Origin of the sequence: Massilia sp. CF038 (genome assembly GCF_900129765.1) — a bacterium.
Taxonomy (GTDB): domain Bacteria; phylum Pseudomonadota; class Gammaproteobacteria; order Burkholderiales; family Burkholderiaceae_D; genus Telluria_A.
In genome coordinates this window covers 934,360-953,703 of sequence record NZ_FQWU01000002.1, presented here as the reverse complement: position 1 = coordinate 953,703, position 19,344 = coordinate 934,360, and the positions used below count along the sequence as shown (strand labels likewise).

Annotated in this window: 19 protein-coding genes; all 19 read left to right on the top strand. The window is 66.2% G+C overall.

Features of this window, described 5'->3' with window-relative positions:
* Positions 1-31: 31 nt before the first annotated feature.
* The 19 genes from BUC24_RS26980 to galE are packed head-to-tail and all read left to right on the top strand — an operon-like array spanning position 32 to position 19,344.
* Positions 32-370 carry a hypothetical protein gene (locus BUC24_RS26980; protein WP_178372553.1) on the top strand — a complete coding sequence of 113 codons (339 nt, stop codon included), beginning with the start codon at positions 32-34 and terminating at the stop codon, positions 368-370.
* Positions 367-1,209, top strand: coding sequence for an EpsD family peptidyl-prolyl cis-trans isomerase (locus BUC24_RS14715; RefSeq protein WP_073217556.1), 843 nt, complete (start codon positions 367-369; stop codon positions 1,207-1,209). Before BUC24_RS26980 ends, BUC24_RS14715 begins: the two co-directional genes overlap by 4 nt.
* Positions 1,209-1,994: a polysaccharide export protein EpsE gene (epsE, locus tag BUC24_RS14710; RefSeq protein WP_073217553.1), complete on the top strand. Its 786-nt coding sequence runs from the start codon at positions 1,209-1,211 to the stop codon at positions 1,992-1,994. Before BUC24_RS14715 ends, epsE begins: the two co-directional genes overlap by 1 nt.
* Entirely contained in the window at positions 1,994-3,361 is a 1,368-nt protein-coding gene (epsF, locus tag BUC24_RS14705; protein WP_073217550.1) for a chain length determinant protein EpsF, read from the top strand. The genes epsE and epsF overlap by 1 nt, the downstream gene beginning before the upstream one ends.
* A 31-nt stretch (positions 3,362-3,392) precedes the next feature.
* On the top strand, positions 3,393-4,295 hold the full coding sequence (locus tag BUC24_RS14700) for a polysaccharide biosynthesis tyrosine autokinase (protein ID WP_083598933.1): 903 nt from the start codon (positions 3,393-3,395) through the stop codon (positions 4,293-4,295).
* Positions 4,296-4,303: 8 nt separating this feature from the next.
* A complete protein-coding gene (locus tag BUC24_RS14695) occupies positions 4,304-5,311 on the top strand; it encodes an acyltransferase family protein (RefSeq protein ID WP_073217547.1) in 1,008 nt (335 codons plus the stop codon).
* The gene (locus tag BUC24_RS14690; protein WP_073217543.1) at positions 5,308-6,297 is read left to right on the top strand and encodes a glycosyltransferase family A protein; all 990 of its coding nucleotides are present in this window, start codon (positions 5,308-5,310) and stop codon (positions 6,295-6,297) included. Before BUC24_RS14695 ends, BUC24_RS14690 begins: the two co-directional genes overlap by 4 nt.
* Positions 6,298-7,746: a lipopolysaccharide biosynthesis protein gene (locus BUC24_RS14685; protein WP_073217539.1), complete on the top strand. Its 1,449-nt coding sequence runs from the start codon at positions 6,298-6,300 to the stop codon at positions 7,744-7,746.
* A complete protein-coding gene (locus tag BUC24_RS14680) occupies positions 7,747-8,844 on the top strand; it encodes a glycosyltransferase family 2 protein (protein ID WP_073217536.1) in 1,098 nt (365 codons plus the stop codon).
* Positions 8,841-9,773, top strand: a complete 933-nt coding sequence (locus BUC24_RS14675) for a glycosyltransferase family 2 protein (protein WP_073217532.1) — start codon at positions 8,841-8,843, stop codon at positions 9,771-9,773. Before BUC24_RS14680 ends, BUC24_RS14675 begins: the two co-directional genes overlap by 4 nt.
* Entirely contained in the window at positions 9,770-11,164 is a 1,395-nt protein-coding gene (locus BUC24_RS14670) for an O-antigen ligase family protein (protein ID WP_218606508.1), read from the top strand. Before BUC24_RS14675 ends, BUC24_RS14670 begins: the two co-directional genes overlap by 4 nt.
* The gene (locus BUC24_RS14665; protein WP_073217523.1) at positions 11,161-12,207 is read left to right on the top strand and encodes an acyltransferase family protein; all 1,047 of its coding nucleotides are present in this window, start codon (positions 11,161-11,163) and stop codon (positions 12,205-12,207) included. Before BUC24_RS14670 ends, BUC24_RS14665 begins: the two co-directional genes overlap by 4 nt.
* Positions 12,197-12,754, top strand: coding sequence for a serine O-acetyltransferase (locus BUC24_RS14660; RefSeq protein WP_073217520.1), 558 nt, complete (start codon positions 12,197-12,199; stop codon positions 12,752-12,754). Before BUC24_RS14665 ends, BUC24_RS14660 begins: the two co-directional genes overlap by 11 nt.
* The gene (locus tag BUC24_RS14655; protein WP_073217517.1) at positions 12,751-14,022 is read left to right on the top strand and encodes a glycosyltransferase family 4 protein; all 1,272 of its coding nucleotides are present in this window, start codon (positions 12,751-12,753) and stop codon (positions 14,020-14,022) included. The genes BUC24_RS14660 and BUC24_RS14655 overlap by 4 nt, the downstream gene beginning before the upstream one ends.
* Positions 14,019-15,218, top strand: a complete 1,200-nt coding sequence (locus tag BUC24_RS14650) for a glycosyltransferase family 2 protein (protein WP_218606507.1) — start codon at positions 14,019-14,021, stop codon at positions 15,216-15,218. The genes BUC24_RS14655 and BUC24_RS14650 overlap by 4 nt, the downstream gene beginning before the upstream one ends.
* A complete protein-coding gene (locus BUC24_RS14645) occupies positions 15,215-16,279 on the top strand; it encodes a DUF4124 domain-containing protein (RefSeq protein WP_073217514.1) in 1,065 nt (354 codons plus the stop codon). Before BUC24_RS14650 ends, BUC24_RS14645 begins: the two co-directional genes overlap by 4 nt.
* Complete coding sequence (locus tag BUC24_RS14640; RefSeq protein WP_073217512.1) at positions 16,276-17,598, top strand: UDP-glucose dehydrogenase family protein; 1,323 nt, start codon at positions 16,276-16,278, stop codon at positions 17,596-17,598. Before BUC24_RS14645 ends, BUC24_RS14640 begins: the two co-directional genes overlap by 4 nt.
* Positions 17,564-18,364 carry a WecB/TagA/CpsF family glycosyltransferase gene (locus BUC24_RS14635; protein WP_229448222.1) on the top strand — a complete coding sequence of 267 codons (801 nt, stop codon included), beginning with the start codon at positions 17,564-17,566 and terminating at the stop codon, positions 18,362-18,364. The genes BUC24_RS14640 and BUC24_RS14635 overlap by 35 nt, the downstream gene beginning before the upstream one ends.
* Positions 18,361-19,344 (top strand): UDP-glucose 4-epimerase GalE, encoded by a 984-nt coding sequence (gene galE / locus BUC24_RS14630; RefSeq protein WP_073217509.1) that lies wholly within the window; start codon positions 18,361-18,363, stop codon positions 19,342-19,344. The genes BUC24_RS14635 and galE overlap by 4 nt, the downstream gene beginning before the upstream one ends.

Below are 19,344 nucleotides of genomic sequence, written 5' to 3'. Positions count from 1 at the left end.
CCCATTCCCTAACCACCAACGAAAGGATGCTATGAGCTCTCTACGATTCGTGCTCGCGGCTTTGCTGCTGAGCGCCGCCGGATTTGCCGGCGCCGGGGTACCTGTCATTGAACTGGCGCCTTCGCTCGACGCGCAAGGCGGCCCGTCCGGCCGTCTCGAACTGATTGGCGAACGCCTGCCTGCGGCGCCAGTGGCCAGCGCCTCGCAATTCCCGGTGCCGGTGCCGGCCAGCGCGGCAGCCGGGCTGGTGGCGGAACGGCCACAGCCGCCGTTTGCCGCCTTGCTGTTGTTGCTCGTTGGCTGCGTGGTGTACCTGGCGCGCCACCGTGGCCCCGGCTTTGCCTTGCGCCCGACGCGGACGCTGTCGTGAACGCTCCCCGCATCGCATGCGCCGCGCTGGGCGCGCTGGCGTTTGTCTCCCTGCAGGGCTGCCGTCCGGCCGGTGCCGATTCGGTGCCTGCCGCGCCCCTGGCCACCGTCAATGGCATCGATATCCGTCTGCAGACACCGGCCGCCGCGCCCGTGGACAAGGCCCATGTCGACTTCCTGATCGATACCCAGCTGCTGCAAGAGGCAGCCATCCAGCACAAGCTGGACCGCGAGCCTCTGGTGCAGCAAGCCATGGCGCGCTCGAATACGGCGATCCTGGCCCAGGCCTACCTGGAAAGCAAGGCAGCGGCGCTGCCGGCGCCCAGCAGCGCCGCCATTGCGGCTTATCTGAACGAGCACGCAGCCCTGTTCGCCGAGCGCAAATTGTTTGTCATTGAACAGTTCGTCCTCGACAGCAAGGACTTCAGCGCTGCCCTCAAACAGCAGGTGGACCGCGCCGGCTCGCTGGAACAGGTTGCGGCCTGGCTCGACGCGCGCAAGGTGCCGTACTCGCGCGCGCGTCTGGCGCGCCACAGCAGCGAACTGGAAGCGCCTCTGCTAACACGCCTGCAAACCATGCGCAAGCACCAGCTGTTCGTGGTGGTGGCCGGTCCGCAAACCACGATCGACGCGCTGCGCGATGTGCGTGCCGATCCCGTGCCCGAGGCGCAAGCGCTGGCCCAGGCCGAAGCCGCACTGCGCGAAAGCGCGCGAGCGCGTGCCGAACAAGCCGAGATCGAGCGCCTGCGCGGGCTGGCCAAGATCAACTATTTCAAGCAACAACAAGACAGTACGGCAAGTGCGCTGGGCGCGCTGCCATCGACATCCATGGAGAAATGATGAACAAAATCGTGATTGCACTGTGCGCATTGCTGCTCAGTGTCAGCGGGCTGGCCCGCGCTGAAGAAGTGGTGCTCGGTCCCAGCGACCTGGTCAAAATCTCCGTCTACGGCAACCCCGACCTGGCGCTGGAAACACGCATCAGCCAGGCCGGCACCATCAGCTTCCCGCTGGTGGGGCAGGTGGAAGTGGGCGGACTGTCGGTGTCGGCTGCCGAAACCAAGCTGGCCGGCCTCTTGGTGAGCGGCGGTTTCGTGAAGAAGCCGCAAGTCAATATTCTGGTGACCTCGCCGCAAAGCCGCATGGTGTCGGTGCTGGGGCAGGTATCGAAGCCAGGCCGTTACCCGGTCGATGGCAAGCAGGGCTTGATTGACATTCTGGCGCTGGCTGGCGGCGTGCTGCCTGAGGGCGGCGACATTGTCTACCTGATTCGCCAGCGCGACGGCAAAAGCGTGAAAGAGACAGTCGACCTGGTCAAGATGATGCGGGCGGGCGACCTGAAGCTGAACCTGGACCTGGTCACCGGCGACGTGGTGTTTGTCGAGCGCGCGCCGCGCTTCTACATTTACGGTGAAGTGCAAAAGCCGGGCGCCTACCGCCTGGAGCCGGCCATGACGGTGCAGCAGGCGCTGTCGGTCGGTGGCGGCCTGTCGCTGCGCGGCACCGAGCGCGGCATGCGCATCAAGCGCCGCGACAGCGAAGGCAAGGTCACCGAGTTCGCTGCCAAAGAGAGCGACGTGATCCAGATTGACGACGTGGTCTACGTCAAAGAGAGCCTGTTCTAATGAACCTGACCCAGGCCCTGCTGATCCTGCGCGCGCGCTGGCCGATCGTGGTGCTGGCGCCGCTGTTGGCGCTGGCCGCCGCCATTGGCGTGACCATGATGACGCCGAAAACCTACCAGGCCACGACCTCGCTGGTGCTCAACTACAAGGGCAGCGATCCGGTGACGGGCCAGGCCATGGCTTCGCAGCTGCTGCCAGGCTACATGCAGACCCAGATTGAAATCGTCGGCAGCATGAGCGTGGCACTCAAAGTGGTAGATGCGCTCAAGCTGACCGAAACGCCGAACGTCCAGACCCACTTCCTGAACGCCACCGGCGGCAAGGGCGAGTTGCGCGACTGGCTGGCGGCAGGCTTGCTGGGCAAGCTGGCAGTGCAGCCGGCGCGCGAGAGCAGCGTGCTGCAGATCAGTTACATCGGCACCGATCCCAGCATGGCCGCGCGCGTGGCCAATGCCTTTGCCGCCGCCTACCTGCAAACGAGCATCGACCTGAAAGTGCAGCCCTCGCAGCGCACCGCCGTGTATTTTGACGACCAGGTCAAGGTCTTGCGCGACAAGCTGGAAACGGCCCAGCAGCGCCTGTCGAAGTATCAGCAGGAAAACGGCATTGTCAGCACCGACCGCAGCCTGGACGTGGAAACCGTGCGCCTGAACGAATTGTCCAGCCAGGCCGTGGTGGCCCAGGGTCTGGCGATGGAAGCGTCGGCGCGCGGGCGCAGCGCCGCGGGCGGAGTCGGCTCGCCCGACGTGGCCAACAATCCCATGATCCAGAACCTGAAAGTGGCGCTGGGCGTGGCCGAATCGAAGCTGTCCGAAATCGCCCAGCGGCTCGACAAGAATCACCCGCAGTACCAGAGCGCCAAGGCCGAAGTCGACAAGCTGCGCGCCGACCTGGCCGCCCAGGTGGCTGCCACCTCGGCCACCGTCAGCGCCAACGCGACCATCCTGCGCCAGCGCGGCGACGAGGCGGCTGCGGCGCTGCGCACCCAGCGCGACAAGGTGCTGCGCCTGAACCGCGCGCGCGACGAATTGACCGTGCTGAGCAAGGAAGTCGACAGTGCCCAGCGCGCCTATGACTCGGTGGCAAACCGGCTGGCCCTGACCAATATCGAAGCCCAGGCCAACCAGTCCGACGTGGCGGTGCTGACCCCGGCGCTGGCGCCGTTCAAGCCGTTCGGACCCAAGCTGGTGCTCAATGCCCTGATTGGCCTGGCCGCCGGCCTGCTGCTGGGCGTGGGCGGGGCCATGCTGCTGGAATTGATGGACCGGCGCGTGCGTTCGGCGCACGACTTGCGCGAATCGGCCGGGCTGGTACTGCTGGGCTCGATTGGCAGCGCGCCCGTCAAGCGCCAGCGGCGCGTTGCCTGAGCTGTCCCTCCTTCACTGAATCGGAACAACCATGACCACCAACGATACGCCATTTCATGCCGCCGGCAGTGCAGGGCCGGCTGGCGCTCCCGCCGCCCGTTCCGCGCAGCGCATGCTCGGTGCGATCCTGGTGGCAGCTGGCCGCCTCGATCCAGGCGAGACCAAAAAAATCCTGGCCCGCCAGCGCGCGGCCGGCCAATCGTTCGGGCAGGCAGCCATCAGCCTTGGCTTGCTGACGGCCGCCGACGTCGAGCTGGCGCTGGCGCGCCAGTTCGATTCGCCGTATCTGCTGTCGGACAGCACCGCGCTGAGCAGCGAGCTGGTGCAGGCGTTTTCGCCGTTTGGCGCCGAGGCCGAAGCGATCCGCGTGCTGCGCACCGAACTGACCCAGCGCTGGTTCCACGGCCCCGGCCAGCATGCCCTGGCCATAACCAGTGTCGAGCCGCATGAAGGGCGCACGTTCGTGGCCTCGAACCTGGCGGTGGCGTTTGCCCAGCTGGGCCAGCGCACCCTGCTGATCGACGCCGACCTGCGCAACCCGCGCCAGCACGCCCTGTTTGGCCTGTCGAACCGGGTGGGCCTGTCGGCCCTGCTGACCGGACGCGCGGGCGCCGAAGCGGTGCAGCAGATCCCTGAAATGACGGGCCTGTCGGTGCTCACGTCCGGTGCGGCGCCGCCGAATCCGGCCGAGCTGCTGGGCCGGCCCGGTTTCGGCAAGCTGGTCGGTGCACTGGCGCGCTACTACGACGTGGTGCTGATCGACACCCCCGCCGCCGGTCCCCAGGTCGACGCGCGCTGCGTGGCCCTGTGCGCGGGCGCTGCCCTGGTGGTGGCGCGCAAGGATAGCAGCCCGCTGGGCGGCGTGAGCGCGCTGTCGCAATCCATGAGCGGTTCCGGCATCACGGTGCTGGGCGCCATTCTTAACCAATTCTGAGTGCCGTCATGAGCCAACGCCAAACGTGGATCGACGTACTGAAGGGGATCGGCATCCTCACGGTCGTCGTCGGCCACATCAGCTTCAACCAGAATCTGGTGGGCCTGATCCAGATGTTCCACATGCCATTGTTCTTCCTGGCCGGCGGCTGGCTGCACGACACCCGCGCCACGCAGGGCGTGTACGCCATGAACAAGGCGCGCACGCTGCTGCAGCCGTATGTGTGTTTCCTGATTATTTTGTGGCCACTGGAATCGCTCATGTCGGCCCCGGCCGGCACCGCGCTGACGCTGGGCCAGCTGGCCCCGCCCATGCTGTTTGGCGGTCGCTGGCTCAATGGCGCTGCCGGCCCGCTGTGGTTCCTGACCTGCTATTTCCTGACCGGCCAGCTGGCCCACTGCCTGCTGCGCAACTGCAGCACGGCCGTGTGGGCGCTGGCAGGTGCGGCGCTGCTGGGCGCGGCATATCTGGGCGCCTGGCTGTTCCCTGGCTGGATGCTGCCCTGGTCGGCTGAAGTGGTGCTGTTTGCCGCACCGCTGTACCTGCTTGGCTATGCCGCGCGCGGTCTGGATCTGGCGCGCTGGGGCGCACTGTGGCTGGCGCTGTCGCTGGCGGGCGCGGCACTGTTCCTGGCCCACCTGCCAGGCCTGACCAATACCCTGGACATGAAATCCGGCGTGTACGGCATCCCGCTGCTGACTTTGCTCAGCTCGCTGGGCATGGTGGCCGTGCTGGCCCTGTTCTCGCAGCGCATTGCCGCCACCCGCGCCGGGCGCGTGTTTGCCGCCCTGGGCGCGGCCTCGATGACGATTCTGGCCGTGCATCAGCTGGTGCAGCTGTTCATCGCCAAGGAACTGGGCATCATGCAGGCCGGTCCGCGCATCATCGGCGCGCTGGTGGTCAGCTATGGCGTGCACCTGCTGCTGGAGCAGTGGCCGCCAGCGGCGCGCCTGTTCCTGGGACGTCGCAAGGCGCAGAGCGCCGCCGCAGCGCAGCAGCCGCAGGTGGCAGCATGACGGCCCCGGTTACCATCAGCGTGATCGTGCCTGCCTATAACGTGGCAGGCTACGTGGGCGCCGCGCTCGACTCGCTGCTGGCGCAAAGCGTGCCGTTCCACGAAATCATCATCATTGACGATGGCAGTACCGACGCCACGCCCGCCGTGCTCGAGCGCTACCGCGCCCAGCCAGGCGTGCGCATCGAGCGCGTGGTCAACGGCGGCCTGGGGCGCGCGCGCAACCTGGGCATGACCCTGGCGACGGGCGACTTTGTCTACTTCTTCGATTCCGACGACCTGCTGGTGCCGACCTTTGGCGCACGCATGCAAGCCTTGCTGGCGGGCCGGCCCGAGGTCGACATTGTGTATTTCTCGGGGCTGTCCTTCCTGGACGAAGGCTGCACGGCCAATTATCTGCCTGCCTACCGGCGTGGCATGACGCGCGAATTTGCCAGCGGCGTGGCCGCCACCGGCGCCATGCTGCAAGCCCAGGTCCTGTTTTCCAGCGCCTGCCTGTACGTATCGCGGCGCACGCTGTGGGCCGACGGCGCGCTGGCGTTTGCTCCCATCGTGCACGAAGACGAAGAGCTGCTGACCGTCCTGTCGTGCAAGGCGCGCGTGTCGCTGTGCATTGACGACGTGCTGTTCGACCGCCGCGTGCGTGCCGATTCCATCATGACGCAGGCCAAAACCGAGCGCCATGCGCTGGGCTACCTGCATACCCTGGCCACGCTGGCAGGGCAGTGCCGCGCCGAGCGCGCCAGGCTGGCGCCGATCATGCCGCAGCTGGTGCGCCGTTTTTATGCACTGCTGCGCGGCTACCTGGTGATCTGCAAGGCCAACGGCGTGCCGGTGCGCTACCGCGCGCTGGCCGGCCACGTGTGGACGCTGCGGCGCTTGCCCACCTTGCGCCAGCTGGTCGAAATGACCGCCTCGCCCGACCTCAAGGCGCGCCTGTCGCGCCTGCGTAAATCGTTCACCCTGACCCGCACCGGACAACACTAGATGTCGAACTTTTCGAATACCCGCTGGGTAGCCCTGTCGCAAGGCGCGCGCGTGGTCTCGCAGCTGGTCAGCATGACCGTGCTGGCACGCATGCTCGCGCCCGACGCCTACGGCCTGATGGCGCTGGCCGCCATTGTCACCAACCTGGCTTACCTGTTCAAGGACATGGGCACGGGTGCGGCGCTGATCCAGGCCGCCACCGTGTCGCCGCGCATGGCAGCGACTGTGCACTGGTCGAACGTGGGCCTGGGCCTGGCTATTGGCGCGGTGGTGGCCATCAGTGCGCCGCTCATGGCGCATGTGTTTCACGAGCCGCAGCTGGCCACCATTTTGTGCCTGCTGGCGCTGGTGTTTCCGGTCACCGCGCTGGGCGTGGTGCACCAGGCGCTGCTGGAGCGCGAATCGAAATTCCAGGCCGTGGCCAGCGCCGAAATCGCGGCCGCCGTGGTGGGACTGGCGGTGGCATTGCTGCTGGCCTGGCGCGGCGCCGGCGTGTTTGCGCTGGTGGCGCAAATGATTGCCGCCACCGTGGTGTCAACCAGCGTGATCGTGCTGCGCTCGGCCTTCAAGCCGGAGCGTCACTGGGCCAAGGCCGAATTCAAGTCGATTCTGGGCTTCTCCGGCAATCTGTCGATGTTCAACCTGGTGCTGTACATCGCCCGCAATGCCGACAGCATGGTGGTGGGGCGCCTGCTGGGCAGCGCCGCGCTGGGCGTGTATTCGATGGCCTACCGCCTGATGCTGTTCCCGCTGCAGAACATGACCTTTGTCGCGTCGCGCGTGCTGTTCCCCGTCATGAGCCGCAAGCAGGGCGGCGAGGGCCAGGCCGATGTGGCCGCGCTCTACCTGCGCACGCTCGGCTTCATCGCCTTCCTCACCGCGCCCCTGATGGCCGGCCTGTTTGCGCTGCGCGAGCCCTTCGTGCAAGTGATGCTGGGGCCGCAATGGCAAACCTCGGTGGTGCTGCTGGCCTGGCTGGCGCCGGTGGGCTTCATCCAGTCGCTGGTCAGCAGCACCGGTACGGTGCTGATGGCGCGCGGCAGCACCGGGCTGATGCTGCGCCTGGGCATTCTGGGCGCCGTGCTGCAGGTCGGTGGCGTGCTGATTGGCGCGCGCTGGGGCATCGAAGGCGTGGCGGCAGCCTATCTGGCAGCCAACGTGGTCAATGCGCTGCCGGCGCTGTACTTCAGTGGCCGCCTGATCGGTCTGAGCCTGATGGACGTGGCGCGCAGCGTGGCCCCGGCCATGGCGGCAGCCCTGCTGATGGTGCTGGCGCTGCGCCTCTGCGCACCGCTGGTGGCGCAGGCGGCACCGGCCCCGCTGATCGCACTGCTGGTGCAAGTGGCCATTGGCGTGCTGGCCTACGGCGCCGCGGCGGCCGTGCTGCTGCGCCCGCAGTTGCTGAGCCTGGGTTCACTGGTTGGATTTCAAAAGAAAGTAGAGGCATAAATGGCCACATTCGACGTACTGTTGCCGGTCAAGGATGGGATTGCCTTCCTGCCCGCCGCACTCGACAGCATTGTTGCGCAAACCTTCCGCGACTGGCGCCTGATCGTCCTGGACCACGGCTCGACCGATGGCAGCACCGAGCTGGCGCAAAGCTATGCCGCGCGCGATGCACGCATCGTGGTGCGCAGCTTCCCCGAAGCGCGCGGCCTGTCCGGTTTGCTCAACGCCGGTCTGGAACTGTGCGACTGCAAGTACGTGCTGCGCCAGGATGCCGACGACGTTTCGCTGCCCGAGCGCATGGCCGTGCTGGCGGCCGCCTTTGAAGCCAATCCCGACCTGGTGGTGGCCGGCTCCCTGGGCGACGTGATTGACGCCGCTGGCAAGACCATCGGCCAGATCGACATGCCGACCGGGCGCGATGGCATTGCCGCCGGTGCCTTGTTCCGCACCCCCGTGTGCCACCCGGCTGCTGCCATGCGCCTGGACGCGCTGCAGCGCCTGGGCCAGCGCAGCGGGCGCGCGGTGCGCTATGGCGACGACTTCATTGGCGTGTTGCCGGCCGCGCGCCAGCTGCAGGTGCCTGGCCTGGCCGAAGACTATTTCCTGTTTGGCCAGCTGGCCCTGGTGGCGCCCTGCGTCAACCTGGACCGCAAGCTGATCCAGTACCGCTGGCATGGCGGCAATGTGGGCGCCACCAAGCACCAGGCCCAGATGCAGATGGCGCTCGACATTTCGCGCTCGCTGGCCGAAACGGCGGCCCTCATGCACCAGGTGGCGCGGGTCGACCCGGCCCCGTTCTGCAACCACGGCGAACGCCTGTTCGAGATTGAAGGCGAGAGTGATTTTGCCGATGGCTACCTGCAGCTCGAAGCGCTGATGCGCAAGATGGCGCCGGCCGGCCCCGACCTGGAACGCGAACTGGCGTTCCGGCGCGTGCTGGCGCGGCGCGAGCGCGCCGGCATGGCCCTGCGCTTTGCCGCCTTTGCCGCCCAACACGGCGCGCGCTCGGCCGAGAAACGCACCGTGCGTTCCTGGCTGCTGCGCGGCCTGCAAAAACAAGCCATCCTGCGCCTGGCGCCTTCCGGGAGAATCCAATGAATCCAATCGATCCAAGCCGTCCGGCACCACTGGTGAGCGTGGTCGTACCGACCTATAACCGCGGCCACTGCATCAGCGCCTGCATCGACAGCGCGCTGGCCCAGACCATGGGTGACATCGAAATCATCATCGTCGATGATTATTCCAGCGACGACACGGCCGAACGCGTGGCTGCCTATGCCGATCCGCGCGTGCAGTACGTGGCCCAGCTGTCGAACCAGGGCGGGGCGGCAGCGCGCAACGTGGGTATCCGGCGCGCGCGCGGCGAATATGTCGCCTTCCTCGACAGCGACGACCTGTGGCTGCCCGAAAAACTGGAAAAGCAGATCGCCGGAATGCGCGCGGCCGATTGCGGCTTGAGCTACACCTGGCTGCGCTGCGTCGACGACGACGGCAACGAAACCATGCTGATCCACCCCGAGGTGGAAGGCGAGTGCTATCAGCGCATGCTGGTGTCGAACTTCATCGGCTCGTTCTCGAACCTGGTGGTGCGGCGCGACCTGCTGCTGCTGGAAAACGGCCTGGACGAAAACTTCCGCAGCTGCCAGGACTGGGATCTGTTGATCCGCCTGTGCCGCCGCGCACGTGTGCATTGCCAGCGCGAGTACCTGGTGCTGTACCTGCAAAGCGTGACCGACAAGGTGCGCATCTCGACCAATCCGCGTTCGGTGGTGCAGGGGCACCGCCGCATTCTGGCCAAGTTCGCGGCCGAATACGCGGCCTTGCCGGCCCCGGTGCGGCGCCAGGCCTACGAAGTGTTCATGGCCCTGTTTGCCCACAGCGGCAGCATTGGCGACGCCCTCAACATGGGCTGGAAGCGCGTGGGCAGCGGCGCCGGTCCAATGGAACTGGGCCGCTGCGCGCACCTGATTGCACGCGCCTCGCGCCGCAAGCTTGGTCAACAACTGGCTACCCGTAGGTTCGCATGAAGCCAGCCGCACTCCCAGCCATGCCGTTTGCACCGGTGCGCCAGTTTGGCGCGCCGCTGCTGGCCCTGTTCGCCATTTTGGTGGGCATGGCGGTGCCTGGCTTTGTGAGTGCGGTTGATGGCAGCGTGGCCAAGGCCATGATCCTGCCGGCGGTGCTGCTGCTGGTGATGCTGCTGGTGGCCAGCCGCGTGCTGCTGCTGACGGGGATTTTGCTGCTGCGCGCGTTTTGCGACGTGTTTTTCGACGCCACCCGCATTTCGCTGGGCGGCACCCAGATTGGCGTGGGCTTCCTGGTCAACGTCTTCATCATCATGATCGCGCTGCTGCTGGTGATTGAAAAGCCCAAGCTGCTGCCGAAGAAAATGTTCCTGCTGTGGGTGCCACTGCTGCTGTGCGGCCTGGGCGCGGTGATCATGGCGCCATCGAAGGCCGACGCCTTGCGCGCCTACCTGGCGCAACTGTCCTACTGCGCGGTGTTCGTCAGCGCCTTTTACGTGGTGCGCACGCCGGACGACTTCAAGCGCTGCGCGCGCATCGTGCTGTATTCGTCGGTGCTGCCGCTGATCTACGGCCTGGTCGACATTGCCATCAAGGGCGGCGTGCATGGCCCCAACGGGGCGCGCCTGCAAAGCACGTTTGCGCACCCGAACATCTACGCCTTCTACCTGACCCTGGTCATCGGCCTGGGCTTTTACATCCTGAAGAGCGACACCTACAAGCTGGCGCAGCGCGAGCGCGTTGGCCTGTCCGCCTACCTGGCGCTGCTGTTTGCCATGCTGGCCCTGACCCAGACCCGCAGTGCCTGGATTGCCTGCGGCGCGCTGTTCCTTGGCTATGGTTTGCTGTTCGAGCGCCGCTACCTGATCTACATGCTGGTGGTGCCGCTGCTGGCCCTGTTGATTCCCGACGTGCGCGACCGGGTGCTCGACCTGGGCGCCGGTAACGAAGTCAAGCTGTATGCCAAGCTCAATTCCTTTGCCTGGCGCCTGTACATCTGGGAATCGGGCCTGAACTGGATGCGTCCCTCGCACTACTTGTTTGGCTACGGGCTGGAGTCGTTCCAGTTTTATTCACCTACCTTCTTCCCGCTGGCCGGCAAGACCCACTTTGGCGCGCACAGCATGTACGTGCAGTGGCTGTTCGAACTGGGCGCCATCGGCACGCTGGCCTGCCTGTGGGTGTACGGCCGCGTGATGTGGACCCTCAAGGGCATGGTGACCGTCAACCGTCTGGGCGCCTTTGTGCTGATTGTGATGATGCTGCAGTACCTGATTGTGTCGGCCTCCGACAATATGTCCGCCTACCTGGCCTTCAACTGGTATTTCTGGTTCGTGCTCGGCTCCGGCTGCGCGCTGCTGGCGCATGGCGCCCCTACAAAGGAGGGCGTATGAGCCACACGCCACAACTGCCTGTTCTCAATGGCTGGCGCGGCCTGTCCATCCTGCTGGTGCTGGCGGCGCACTTGCTGCCGCTCGGTCCCAAGCCCTGGCAGCTCAATTACAGCGCCGGCATTCTGGGCATGGCCGTGTTCTTCACGCTGTCGGGCTTCTTGATTACCTCGGCCCTGCTGCGCGAGCCGCGCGTGCGCGCCTTCCTGGTGCGCCGTTTCAGCCGCGTGGTGCCGCTGGCTTGGCTGGCCTTCGTGATTGCACTGCTGGTGAGCGATGCGTCGGTGCAAACCTGGCTGGCCCACTACCTGTTTTACGGCAACCTGCCGCCGCGCCAGCTGGTGCCGCTGACCCTGCACATGTGGAGTTTGTGCCTGGAAGTGCAGTTCTACGTGCTGGCCGCGCTGCTGGTGGCCTGCCTGCGCACGCGCGGCCTGTGGCTGCTGCCGGTGCTGGGACTGATGTTTACCGGGCTGCGCATCTGGCACGGCGTGTACGCGTCGGACATCAGTTATTACCGGGTCGACGAAATCCTGGCTGGCTGCACGCTGGCGCTGCTGATGCACGCTGACGCCGGCGCGTCGCTGCGCGCCTGCCTGGCGCGCATTCCCCAGTGGCCGCTGCTGCTGTTGCTGGTGCTGTCGTGCATGCCCCTGGGGACCTGGCTCAATTTTGCTCGCCCTTATCTGGCCGCCATGCTGGTCGGCGCCACCCTAGTGGCGCCAAACACGGGTCTGGTGCGCAGCCTGGATCAGCGCTTCCTGCTGTACCTGGCCGTGATTTCCTACGCGCTGTACGTGATTCATCCGCTGCTGGCCGCCACCTGGCTGGGCAGCGGCGACCTGATCGAAAAGTACGCCAAGCGCCCGCTGCTGTTTGCCGCCGTGTTCGCGCTGGCCCACATTTCGACCCATTATTTTGAACGCTGGTTCATCGAGCGCGGCCGCCTGCTGGCGAACCGCCTGAGCAAGACGCGCACGCCTTCGGTGGCGGCTGCGGTATTGCCGGTGGCCCCGCCTTTTTCGGGAGAAAACGATGGCGCATGACCCTCACTGGGACGCGGATCTGGTGCGGTACGGCATGCGCCACCCGCTCTTCAAAGAACAATCGGCCTGGGCCGTGTGGACTTACCGCTTTGGCCGCCGCATTGACGCGCGCGCGCCTGGCTTGGTCAAAAAAGTGCTGACGCGCTGCTACTGGCTGCTGTTTCGCCTGGTGGAAACCGCAGTGGGCGTGAGTCTGCCCAAAGCGGCCAGCATTGGTCCCGGCCTGCGCATCTGGCATTTCGGCGGCATTTTCCTCCATCCCGACACCGTCATTGGCGCCAACTGCACCCTGCGCCAAGGCGTCACCATCGGCAACCGCGAAGCAGGCGGTCCGGTACCCGTGCTGGGCGACGATGTGGACGTGGGCGCTTACGCCCAGCTGCTGGGCGGCATCCGCATCGGCCATGGCGCGCGCATTGGCGCGCTGTCCGTGGTGCTGTGCGACGTGCCGGACGGCGCCACCGCCGTCGGCTCGCCCGCGCGCGTCATCCTGCGCAGCCCGGCCGGCACGGCCGGCAATACCATTCAATCGATAGGCCGCACATGAAAATCGCATATCTGGTCAACCAGTACCCCAAGGTTAGCCACAGTTTTATCCGGCGCGAGATTCTGGCACTTGAACGCCAGGGTTTTGAGGTCGAACGCATTGCCGTGCGCGGCTGGGGCGATACCCTGGTTGACCCGGAAGACCAGCGCGAGCGGGCCCGCACCCGCTACGTGCTGCAGGGCGGGGCAGTGGCCCTGGCTGGCGCCGTGCTGCGCCAGTGTGCCACGGCACCGCTGCGCTTTGCCCGCGCGCTGGCGCTGGCCTGGCGCATGGGCCAGCGCGCCGCGCGTCCATGGCCGATCCACATGATCTATCTGGCCGAAGCGTGTCGCGTGGTGCCCTGGCTGCAGCAAGCCGGCACGCGCCATTTGCACGCTCACTTCGGCACCAATTCAGCCGAGGTGGCGATGCTGGTGCATGCCCTGGGCGGGCCGCAGTACAGCTTTACCGTGCATGGCCCGGAAGAATTCGACCAGCCCGAATTTTTGCACCTGGCTGAAAAAATTCGCCGCTCGGCCTTCGTGGTGGCTATCAGTTCCTTTGGCCGCAGCCAGTTGTACCGCTGGATTGGTCAGACCGACTGGCCCAAGGTACAAGTGGTCCACTGCGGTATCGAACCGGCCTTCCACGCCGGCGCCGTGCCGCTGCCGCCTGCGGCGCCGCGCCTGGTGTGCGTGGGCCGCCTGTGCGAACAAAAAGGCCAGCTGCTGCTGGTGGCTGCCATTGAACGCCTGGTCCAGCGCGGCACCGCGGTCGAACTGGTGCTCGCTGGCGACGGTGAAATGCGGCCGGAACTGGAAGCCATGATTGCCCGCGCCGGCCTGCAGGCGCACGTGCGCATCACCGGCTGGATCGGCAGCGAGACCGTGCGCGCCGAAATTCTGGCGGCACGCGCGCTGGTCCTGCCCAGCTTTGCCGAAGGTTTGCCCGTGGTAATCATGGAAGCGATGGCGCTGCGCCGTCCGGTCGTGTCGACCTACGTGGCCGGCATTCCCGAACTGGTGCGCCCGGGCCGCGAAGGCTGGCTGTTCCCCGCTGGTGACGTCGATGCCCTGGTCGCCGCGCTGGAAGACGTGCTGGCCACGGCGCCCGCCACGCTGGCCCAGATGGGGGAAGCGGCCCACGTGCGCGTGCTGGAGCGGCATGCCATCGATACCGAAGCAGGGAAGCTGGGACGCCTGTTCCTGGCCGGCCCACAGGCTTACAGTGCCAGCGAAGCGGCCAGCAGCTTGCCAGCAGCGGCCGCTCCCGCGGAGCGTGCAGCATGAGCGCGCTGCTGACCGTCGCCCAGGTGCTGTTTGTGTTGGCAGCCCTGCTGCTAGCGCTGCCGGTGGCCGTGTTTGTACTGGAAGTGGTGCTCTCGCTGACGGCGCGCCGCAGCACTGGCGCCACCCTGGGTGCAGCGCGCGCCCCGCTGGCCGTGCTGGTACCGGCCCACAATGAAGGCGCCGGCATTCTGGCCACGCTGGCGTCGGTGCGCTCGCAGCTGATCGCGGGCGACCGCCTGCTGGTGGTGGCTGACAACTGCAGCGACGACACGGCCGAGCAGGCCCGTGGCGCCGGCGCCGAAGTCCTGGTGCGCACCGATCTGGTCCAGCGCGGCAAGGGCTTCGCCCTGGATGCCGGTGTGCGTGAACTGGCCAAGAATCCACCTACAATGGTCGTGGTGGTGGACGCCGACTGCATGCTGGGCCCGCAGGCACTGGACACCCTGGCCCAGCGCTGCGCTGCCAGCGGCCGCCCGGTGCAGGCCCTGTACCTGATGCGCGCGCCTGGCAACGCCGGCCTGAAAACCCGCATCGCCGAATTTGCCTGGGCCGTGAAGAACCGGGCCCGCGCGCTGGGTCTGGCGCGCATTGGCCAGCCGTGCCAGTTGATGGGCAGCGGCATGGCCTTTCCCTGGACTCTGATTGAAGGCGCCGCCCTGGCCAGCGCCGACCTGGTGGAAGACCTGCGTCTGGGCCTGGACTTTGCCCGTGCCCGCCAGGCGCCCGTGTTCTGCCCGGAAGCCTTGGTCACCAGCGAATTCCCGATCAACGCCACCGGCCTGCAGTCGCAGCGCACGCGCTGGGAACATGGTCACCTGGCCATCATGCTGCGCGACGGTCCGCGCCTGCTGCTTGAAGGCCTGCGCGCGCGCAATGCCGGCCTGGTTGCGCTGACACTCGACATGTGCGTGCCGCCGCTGGCACTGCTGGTGCTGGTGTCGCTGGCGCTGGGTGCGCTGGGCGCGCTGATCTGGGCCATCACGGGCGCCGCCTTGCCGTGGGCACTGGCTTTGCCTGCGCCGCTGCTGCTGGGCTTGGCCGTGCTGGCAGCCTGGGTGCGCTTCGGCCGCACCATCCTGAGCGGGCGCGAGCTGGCGTATGCGCCGGTGTACGCGCTGGTGAAAATTCCCCTCTACCTGAAGTTTGTGGTGCAGCGCCAGGTGGCCTGGGTGCGTTCGGAACGGGATCCTTCATGAGCCGCCTGTCCCTGACCCTGCTCGCGGCGCTGGCGCTGAGCGCACCGGCCATTGGCGCCAAGCTGCCGACGGATGCGGTGTTCGCGCCCGACAGCTTCTGGTACACGCCGATTCCGCGCCAGGTAGAACTGCATCCGGACTCGGACGCCTTCGTGCAGGAATTCCTGCGCCAGAAAAAAGCCTACTACGGCAACGTCAACCTGAACACCAGTGAGTACGCCAGCCCCGTGTACGTGGTCGGCCCCAAGGTCAAGGGCACCGATGTGAGCGAATGGAATTGCCAGAACAAGGGCTTTACCGACAAGGCGCTGGCGGCCCAGTGGAAGGACGTGCCGATTCCCGACTACGCCGAGCCGGCCAACGGCACCGACGCGGAAATGACGATCTACCAGCCCTCCAGCGACACCGTGTGGGAATTCTGGCGCGCGCGCAAGCAGGACGGCCAGTGGCAGGCTTGCTGGGGCGGCCGCCTGGACCAGGCCTCCAAGAGCGACGGCGTGTTCCCGGGCCACTACGGCACCACCGCCACCAGCCTGCCCTTCATTGGCGGCCAGATCACGCCTGAAGAACTGCAGCGCGGCGAGATCCGCCATGCGATGGGCATTGCCCTGGTCGACGCCGAGCATTTCAGCATCAAGTCGTGGCCGGCGCACCGCTCCGACGGCTTCAACCCGAAACGCGTGGCCAACCGCATTCCCGAAGGCTTGCGCCTGCGCCTGGACCCGTCCGTGGACGTCGACAGCCTCAAGCTGCACCCGGTGGCCGCGACCATCGCGCGCGCCGCCCAGAAGTATGGCTTTGTCGTGTGGGACAAGGCTGGCGCCATTTCGCTGCGTCTGCAAAACCCCAAATCCTCGACCGCGCGTGGCGCGCTCGATCCCTATCCTGCGCTGTTCAGGGGCACCTCCAAAGGCAAGATCATGGATGGCTTCCCCTGGGACCGCCTGCAGTTCCTGCCGCAAGACTTCGGCAAACCCCAAGCCCATGGCGCGGCTCCGGCCGACGCCACCAAGCTGCGTCCCTCCGGGCCAGTCAAACAACCTTCGGAAAGAAAAACATGAAAATTACCGTCATTGGTACCGGCTACGTTGGCCTGGTCACCGGCACCTGTCTCGCTGAAATGGGCAACCAGGTCCTGTGCCTGGACCTGGACAAACAGAAGATCGCCATCCTCAACGATGGCGAAGTGCCGATCCACGAGCCTGGCTTGCAGGAGCTGATCCGCCGCAATGTGGCTGCCGGCCGTCTGCGCTTTACCAGCGACGTCGAATACTCGGTTGGCTACGGCACCATGCAGTTCATCGCCGTGGGCACCCCGCCGGACGAAGACGGCTCGGCCGACATGCAGTATGTGCTGGCGGCCGCGCGCAGCATCGGCAAGTACATGACTGGCTACAAAGTGGTGGTCAACAAGTCGACCGTCCCGGTGGGCACGGGCGACCGCGTGGCCGAAGTGCTGCGCACCCAGCTGGCTGAACGGGGCTCGGACGCCACGTTCTCGGTGGTGTCGAATCCGGAATTCCTGAAGGAGGGCGCCGCCGTGGCCGACTTCATGCGCCCTGACCGCATCGTCATCGGCGCGGCCGACGAACGCGCCATCTTGATGATGCGCGAACTGTACGCCCCGTTCATCCGCAACCACGACCGCGTGATCGTGATGGATGTGCGCTCGGCTGAACTGACCAAGTACGCCGCCAACGCCATGCTGGCCACGCGCATCTCGTTCATGAACGAAATGGCCAACCTGTCCGACATTTTGGGCGCCGACATTGAACAGGTGCGCATCGGGATCGGCGCCGATCCGCGCATCGGCTTCCACTTCCTGTACCCGGGCTGCGGCTACGGCGGTTCGTGCTTCCCGAAAGACGTGCAAGCCTTGCTGCGCACCGGTGCCGACCACGGCGCCGGCATGAAAGTGCTGCAGGCCGTGGAAGACGCCAACGAAGCGCAAAAGAGCGTCTTGCTCAACAAGATCCGCGACCGCTTCGGCAGCGACCTGTCGGGCATGCGCTTCGCGCTGTGGGGTCTGGCCTTCAAGCCGAACACCGACGACATGCGCGCCGCCTCCAGCCGCGTGGTGATCGAAGGTCTGTGGGCCATGGGCGCCACCGTGGTGGCCTACGATCCGGTCGCCATGAATGAGTCGCGCCGCATTTTTGGCGACGATCCGCGCCTGTCGTATGCCACCTCGCCGATCGGCACGCTGGAAGACGCCGACGCGCTCGTGATCGTGACCGAATGGAAGGAATTCCGCGCGCCCGACTTTGAAGAGATCAAGGCGGCGCTCAAGAACCCTGTCATTTTCGATGGCCGCAATCTGTACCAGCCAGCCATTGTGCGCAGCCATGGCCTGCAATACAGCGCCATCGGGCGCCGTTAAGGTGATGCGCACCATGCAAGAAGACGTCACGCCCATCGCCGGTTTTCCGGTACTGCGCACCGATGCCGACAGCCTGGCCCGGCGCCTGCTGGACGCCCTGGCCGCAGGCGAGAAGCGCGCGCTGTTCTTTGCCAACACCAACCTGGTGGTGCAATGCCGCGCGCTGCTGCCGCGCATGCATGAAGAAGGCGTGGTGGTCGTCAACGATGGCGTGGGGCTCGATATCGCCGCACGATTGCTGGGTGCACCGCGTTTTCCGGCCAACTTGAACGGCACCGACTTTACGCCTTTCCTGCTGCGCCAGGCAGCGCGCCCCCTGCGCCTGTATCTGGTGGGCGGCAAGCCTGAAGTGCTGGACAAGGCCGCTGCTTTTGCCACCAACACCCTGGGGCAGGAAGTGGTGGGCTGCTGCGACGGTTACGGCGGCATGCGCGGCGCGCTTGACCTGGTGGGTGCCATCAACGCGGTGGCGCCGGACGTGGTGCTGGTCGCACTGGGTAACCCGATCCAGGAAGCGTGGATTCTGAATCACCGCGCCAAGCTCGATGCCGGCATCGTGATGGGCGTGGGCGCCTTGTTCGACTTCTGGGCGGGCGACAAGCCGCGTGCGCCCGACCTGGTGCGCAAGCTGCGTCTGGAATGGTTCTATCGCTTGTGCCTGGAGCCGAAGCGCCTGGCGCGCCGCTACACGGTCGACATCATCCGCTTCCTGGCCCATTGCCACCGCTACCGCATGCCGCTGGCGCAGCCGAAAGGGCAATCATGAACGTGCTGGTGGTCGGCGGGGCGGGGTACATTGGTTCGCACATGGTCAAGATGCTGCGCGCCGAGGGCCATCAGGCGGTCGTGTTCGACAATCTGTCGGGCGGCTACCGCGATGCCGTGCTGGGTGCCGAACTGGTGGAGGCCGACCTGGCCGACCGCGCCGCGCTGGACGCGGTGTTTGCCAGCCGCAGCTTCGACGCGGTGATGCACTTCGCTTCCTTCATCCAGGTGGGCGAATCGGTGCAACTGCCCGACAAGTACTATCGCAACAACGTGGCCAACACGCTCAATCTGCTCGACGCGATGGTGGCGCATGGCGTCGAGCGCTTCATTTTTTCGTCGACGGCCGCCATCTTTGGCGAACCGGAACAGGTGCCGATCGACGAGCGCCAGCCGAGCCGGCCCTTGAACCCTTACGGACGCTCGAAGGCGATGGTCGAGCAGATCCTGGAAGACTACGCGCGCGCCTTCGGGCTGCGCTACACCTGCCTGCGTTACTTCAACGCGGCCGGTGCCGATCTGGACGGACAGCTGGGCGAACGGCACGAGCCGGAGACCCATCTGATCCCATTGATATTGCAAGTGGCGTCGGGCTACCGCGACCACATTGCCGTGTACGGGCGCGACTACCCGACGCCGGATGGCACCTGCATCCGCGATTACATCCATGTGGTGGACCTGTGCAGCGCGCATTTGCTGGCGCTGCAACGGCTGCAGCATGGAGGAGACAGCGACTGCTTCAATCTGGGCAACGGCGCCGGCTTTTCGGTGCAGGAAGTGATCGATTCGGCGCGCCGCATCAGTGGCCAGCCGATCGAGGTGCGTGACGCACCACGGCGGGCGGGCGATCCGGCCCGTCTGGTTGCCGATCCGGCCAAGGCACGCGCTGTGCTTGAGTGGATCCCGCGTCATGCCGAGCTCGACACCATTATCGAAACCGCCTGGCGCTGGGAATGCCGCATGCGCCAAACTTCATCTTAA

What these genes read in the sequence shown, in the direction of transcription:
- BUC24_RS26980 (WP_178372553.1), top strand. Translation starts at nt 32, where the DNA reads ATGAGCTCTCTACGATTCGTGCTCGCGGCTTTGCTGCTGAGCGCCGCC.
- epsE (WP_073217553.1), top strand. Translation starts at nt 1,209, where the DNA reads ATGAACAAAATCGTGATTGCACTGTGCGCATTGCTGCTCAGTGTCAGC.
- epsF (WP_073217550.1), top strand. Translation starts at nt 1,994, where the DNA reads ATGAACCTGACCCAGGCCCTGCTGATCCTGCGCGCGCGCTGGCCGATC.
- BUC24_RS14700 (WP_083598933.1), top strand. Translation starts at nt 3,393, where the DNA reads ATGACCACCAACGATACGCCATTTCATGCCGCCGGCAGTGCAGGGCCG.
- BUC24_RS14695 (WP_073217547.1), top strand. Translation starts at nt 4,304, where the DNA reads ATGAGCCAACGCCAAACGTGGATCGACGTACTGAAGGGGATCGGCATC.
- BUC24_RS14690 (WP_073217543.1), top strand. Translation starts at nt 5,308, where the DNA reads ATGACGGCCCCGGTTACCATCAGCGTGATCGTGCCTGCCTATAACGTG.
- BUC24_RS14685 (WP_073217539.1), top strand. Translation starts at nt 6,298, where the DNA reads ATGTCGAACTTTTCGAATACCCGCTGGGTAGCCCTGTCGCAAGGCGCG.
- BUC24_RS14680 (WP_073217536.1), top strand. Translation starts at nt 7,747, where the DNA reads ATGGCCACATTCGACGTACTGTTGCCGGTCAAGGATGGGATTGCCTTC.
- BUC24_RS14675 (WP_073217532.1), top strand. Translation starts at nt 8,841, where the DNA reads ATGAATCCAATCGATCCAAGCCGTCCGGCACCACTGGTGAGCGTGGTC.
- BUC24_RS14670 (WP_218606508.1), top strand. Translation starts at nt 9,770, where the DNA reads ATGAAGCCAGCCGCACTCCCAGCCATGCCGTTTGCACCGGTGCGCCAG.
- BUC24_RS14665 (WP_073217523.1), top strand. Translation starts at nt 11,161, where the DNA reads ATGAGCCACACGCCACAACTGCCTGTTCTCAATGGCTGGCGCGGCCTG.
- BUC24_RS14660 (WP_073217520.1), top strand. Translation starts at nt 12,197, where the DNA reads ATGGCGCATGACCCTCACTGGGACGCGGATCTGGTGCGGTACGGCATG.
- BUC24_RS14655 (WP_073217517.1), top strand. Translation starts at nt 12,751, where the DNA reads ATGAAAATCGCATATCTGGTCAACCAGTACCCCAAGGTTAGCCACAGT.
- BUC24_RS14650 (WP_218606507.1), top strand. Translation starts at nt 14,019, where the DNA reads ATGAGCGCGCTGCTGACCGTCGCCCAGGTGCTGTTTGTGTTGGCAGCC.
- BUC24_RS14645 (WP_073217514.1), top strand. Translation starts at nt 15,215, where the DNA reads ATGAGCCGCCTGTCCCTGACCCTGCTCGCGGCGCTGGCGCTGAGCGCA.
- BUC24_RS14640 (WP_073217512.1), top strand. Translation starts at nt 16,276, where the DNA reads ATGAAAATTACCGTCATTGGTACCGGCTACGTTGGCCTGGTCACCGGC.
- BUC24_RS14635 (WP_229448222.1), top strand. Translation starts at nt 17,564, where the DNA reads ATGGCCTGCAATACAGCGCCATCGGGCGCCGTTAAGGTGATGCGCACC.
- galE (WP_073217509.1), top strand. Translation starts at nt 18,361, where the DNA reads ATGAACGTGCTGGTGGTCGGCGGGGCGGGGTACATTGGTTCGCACATG.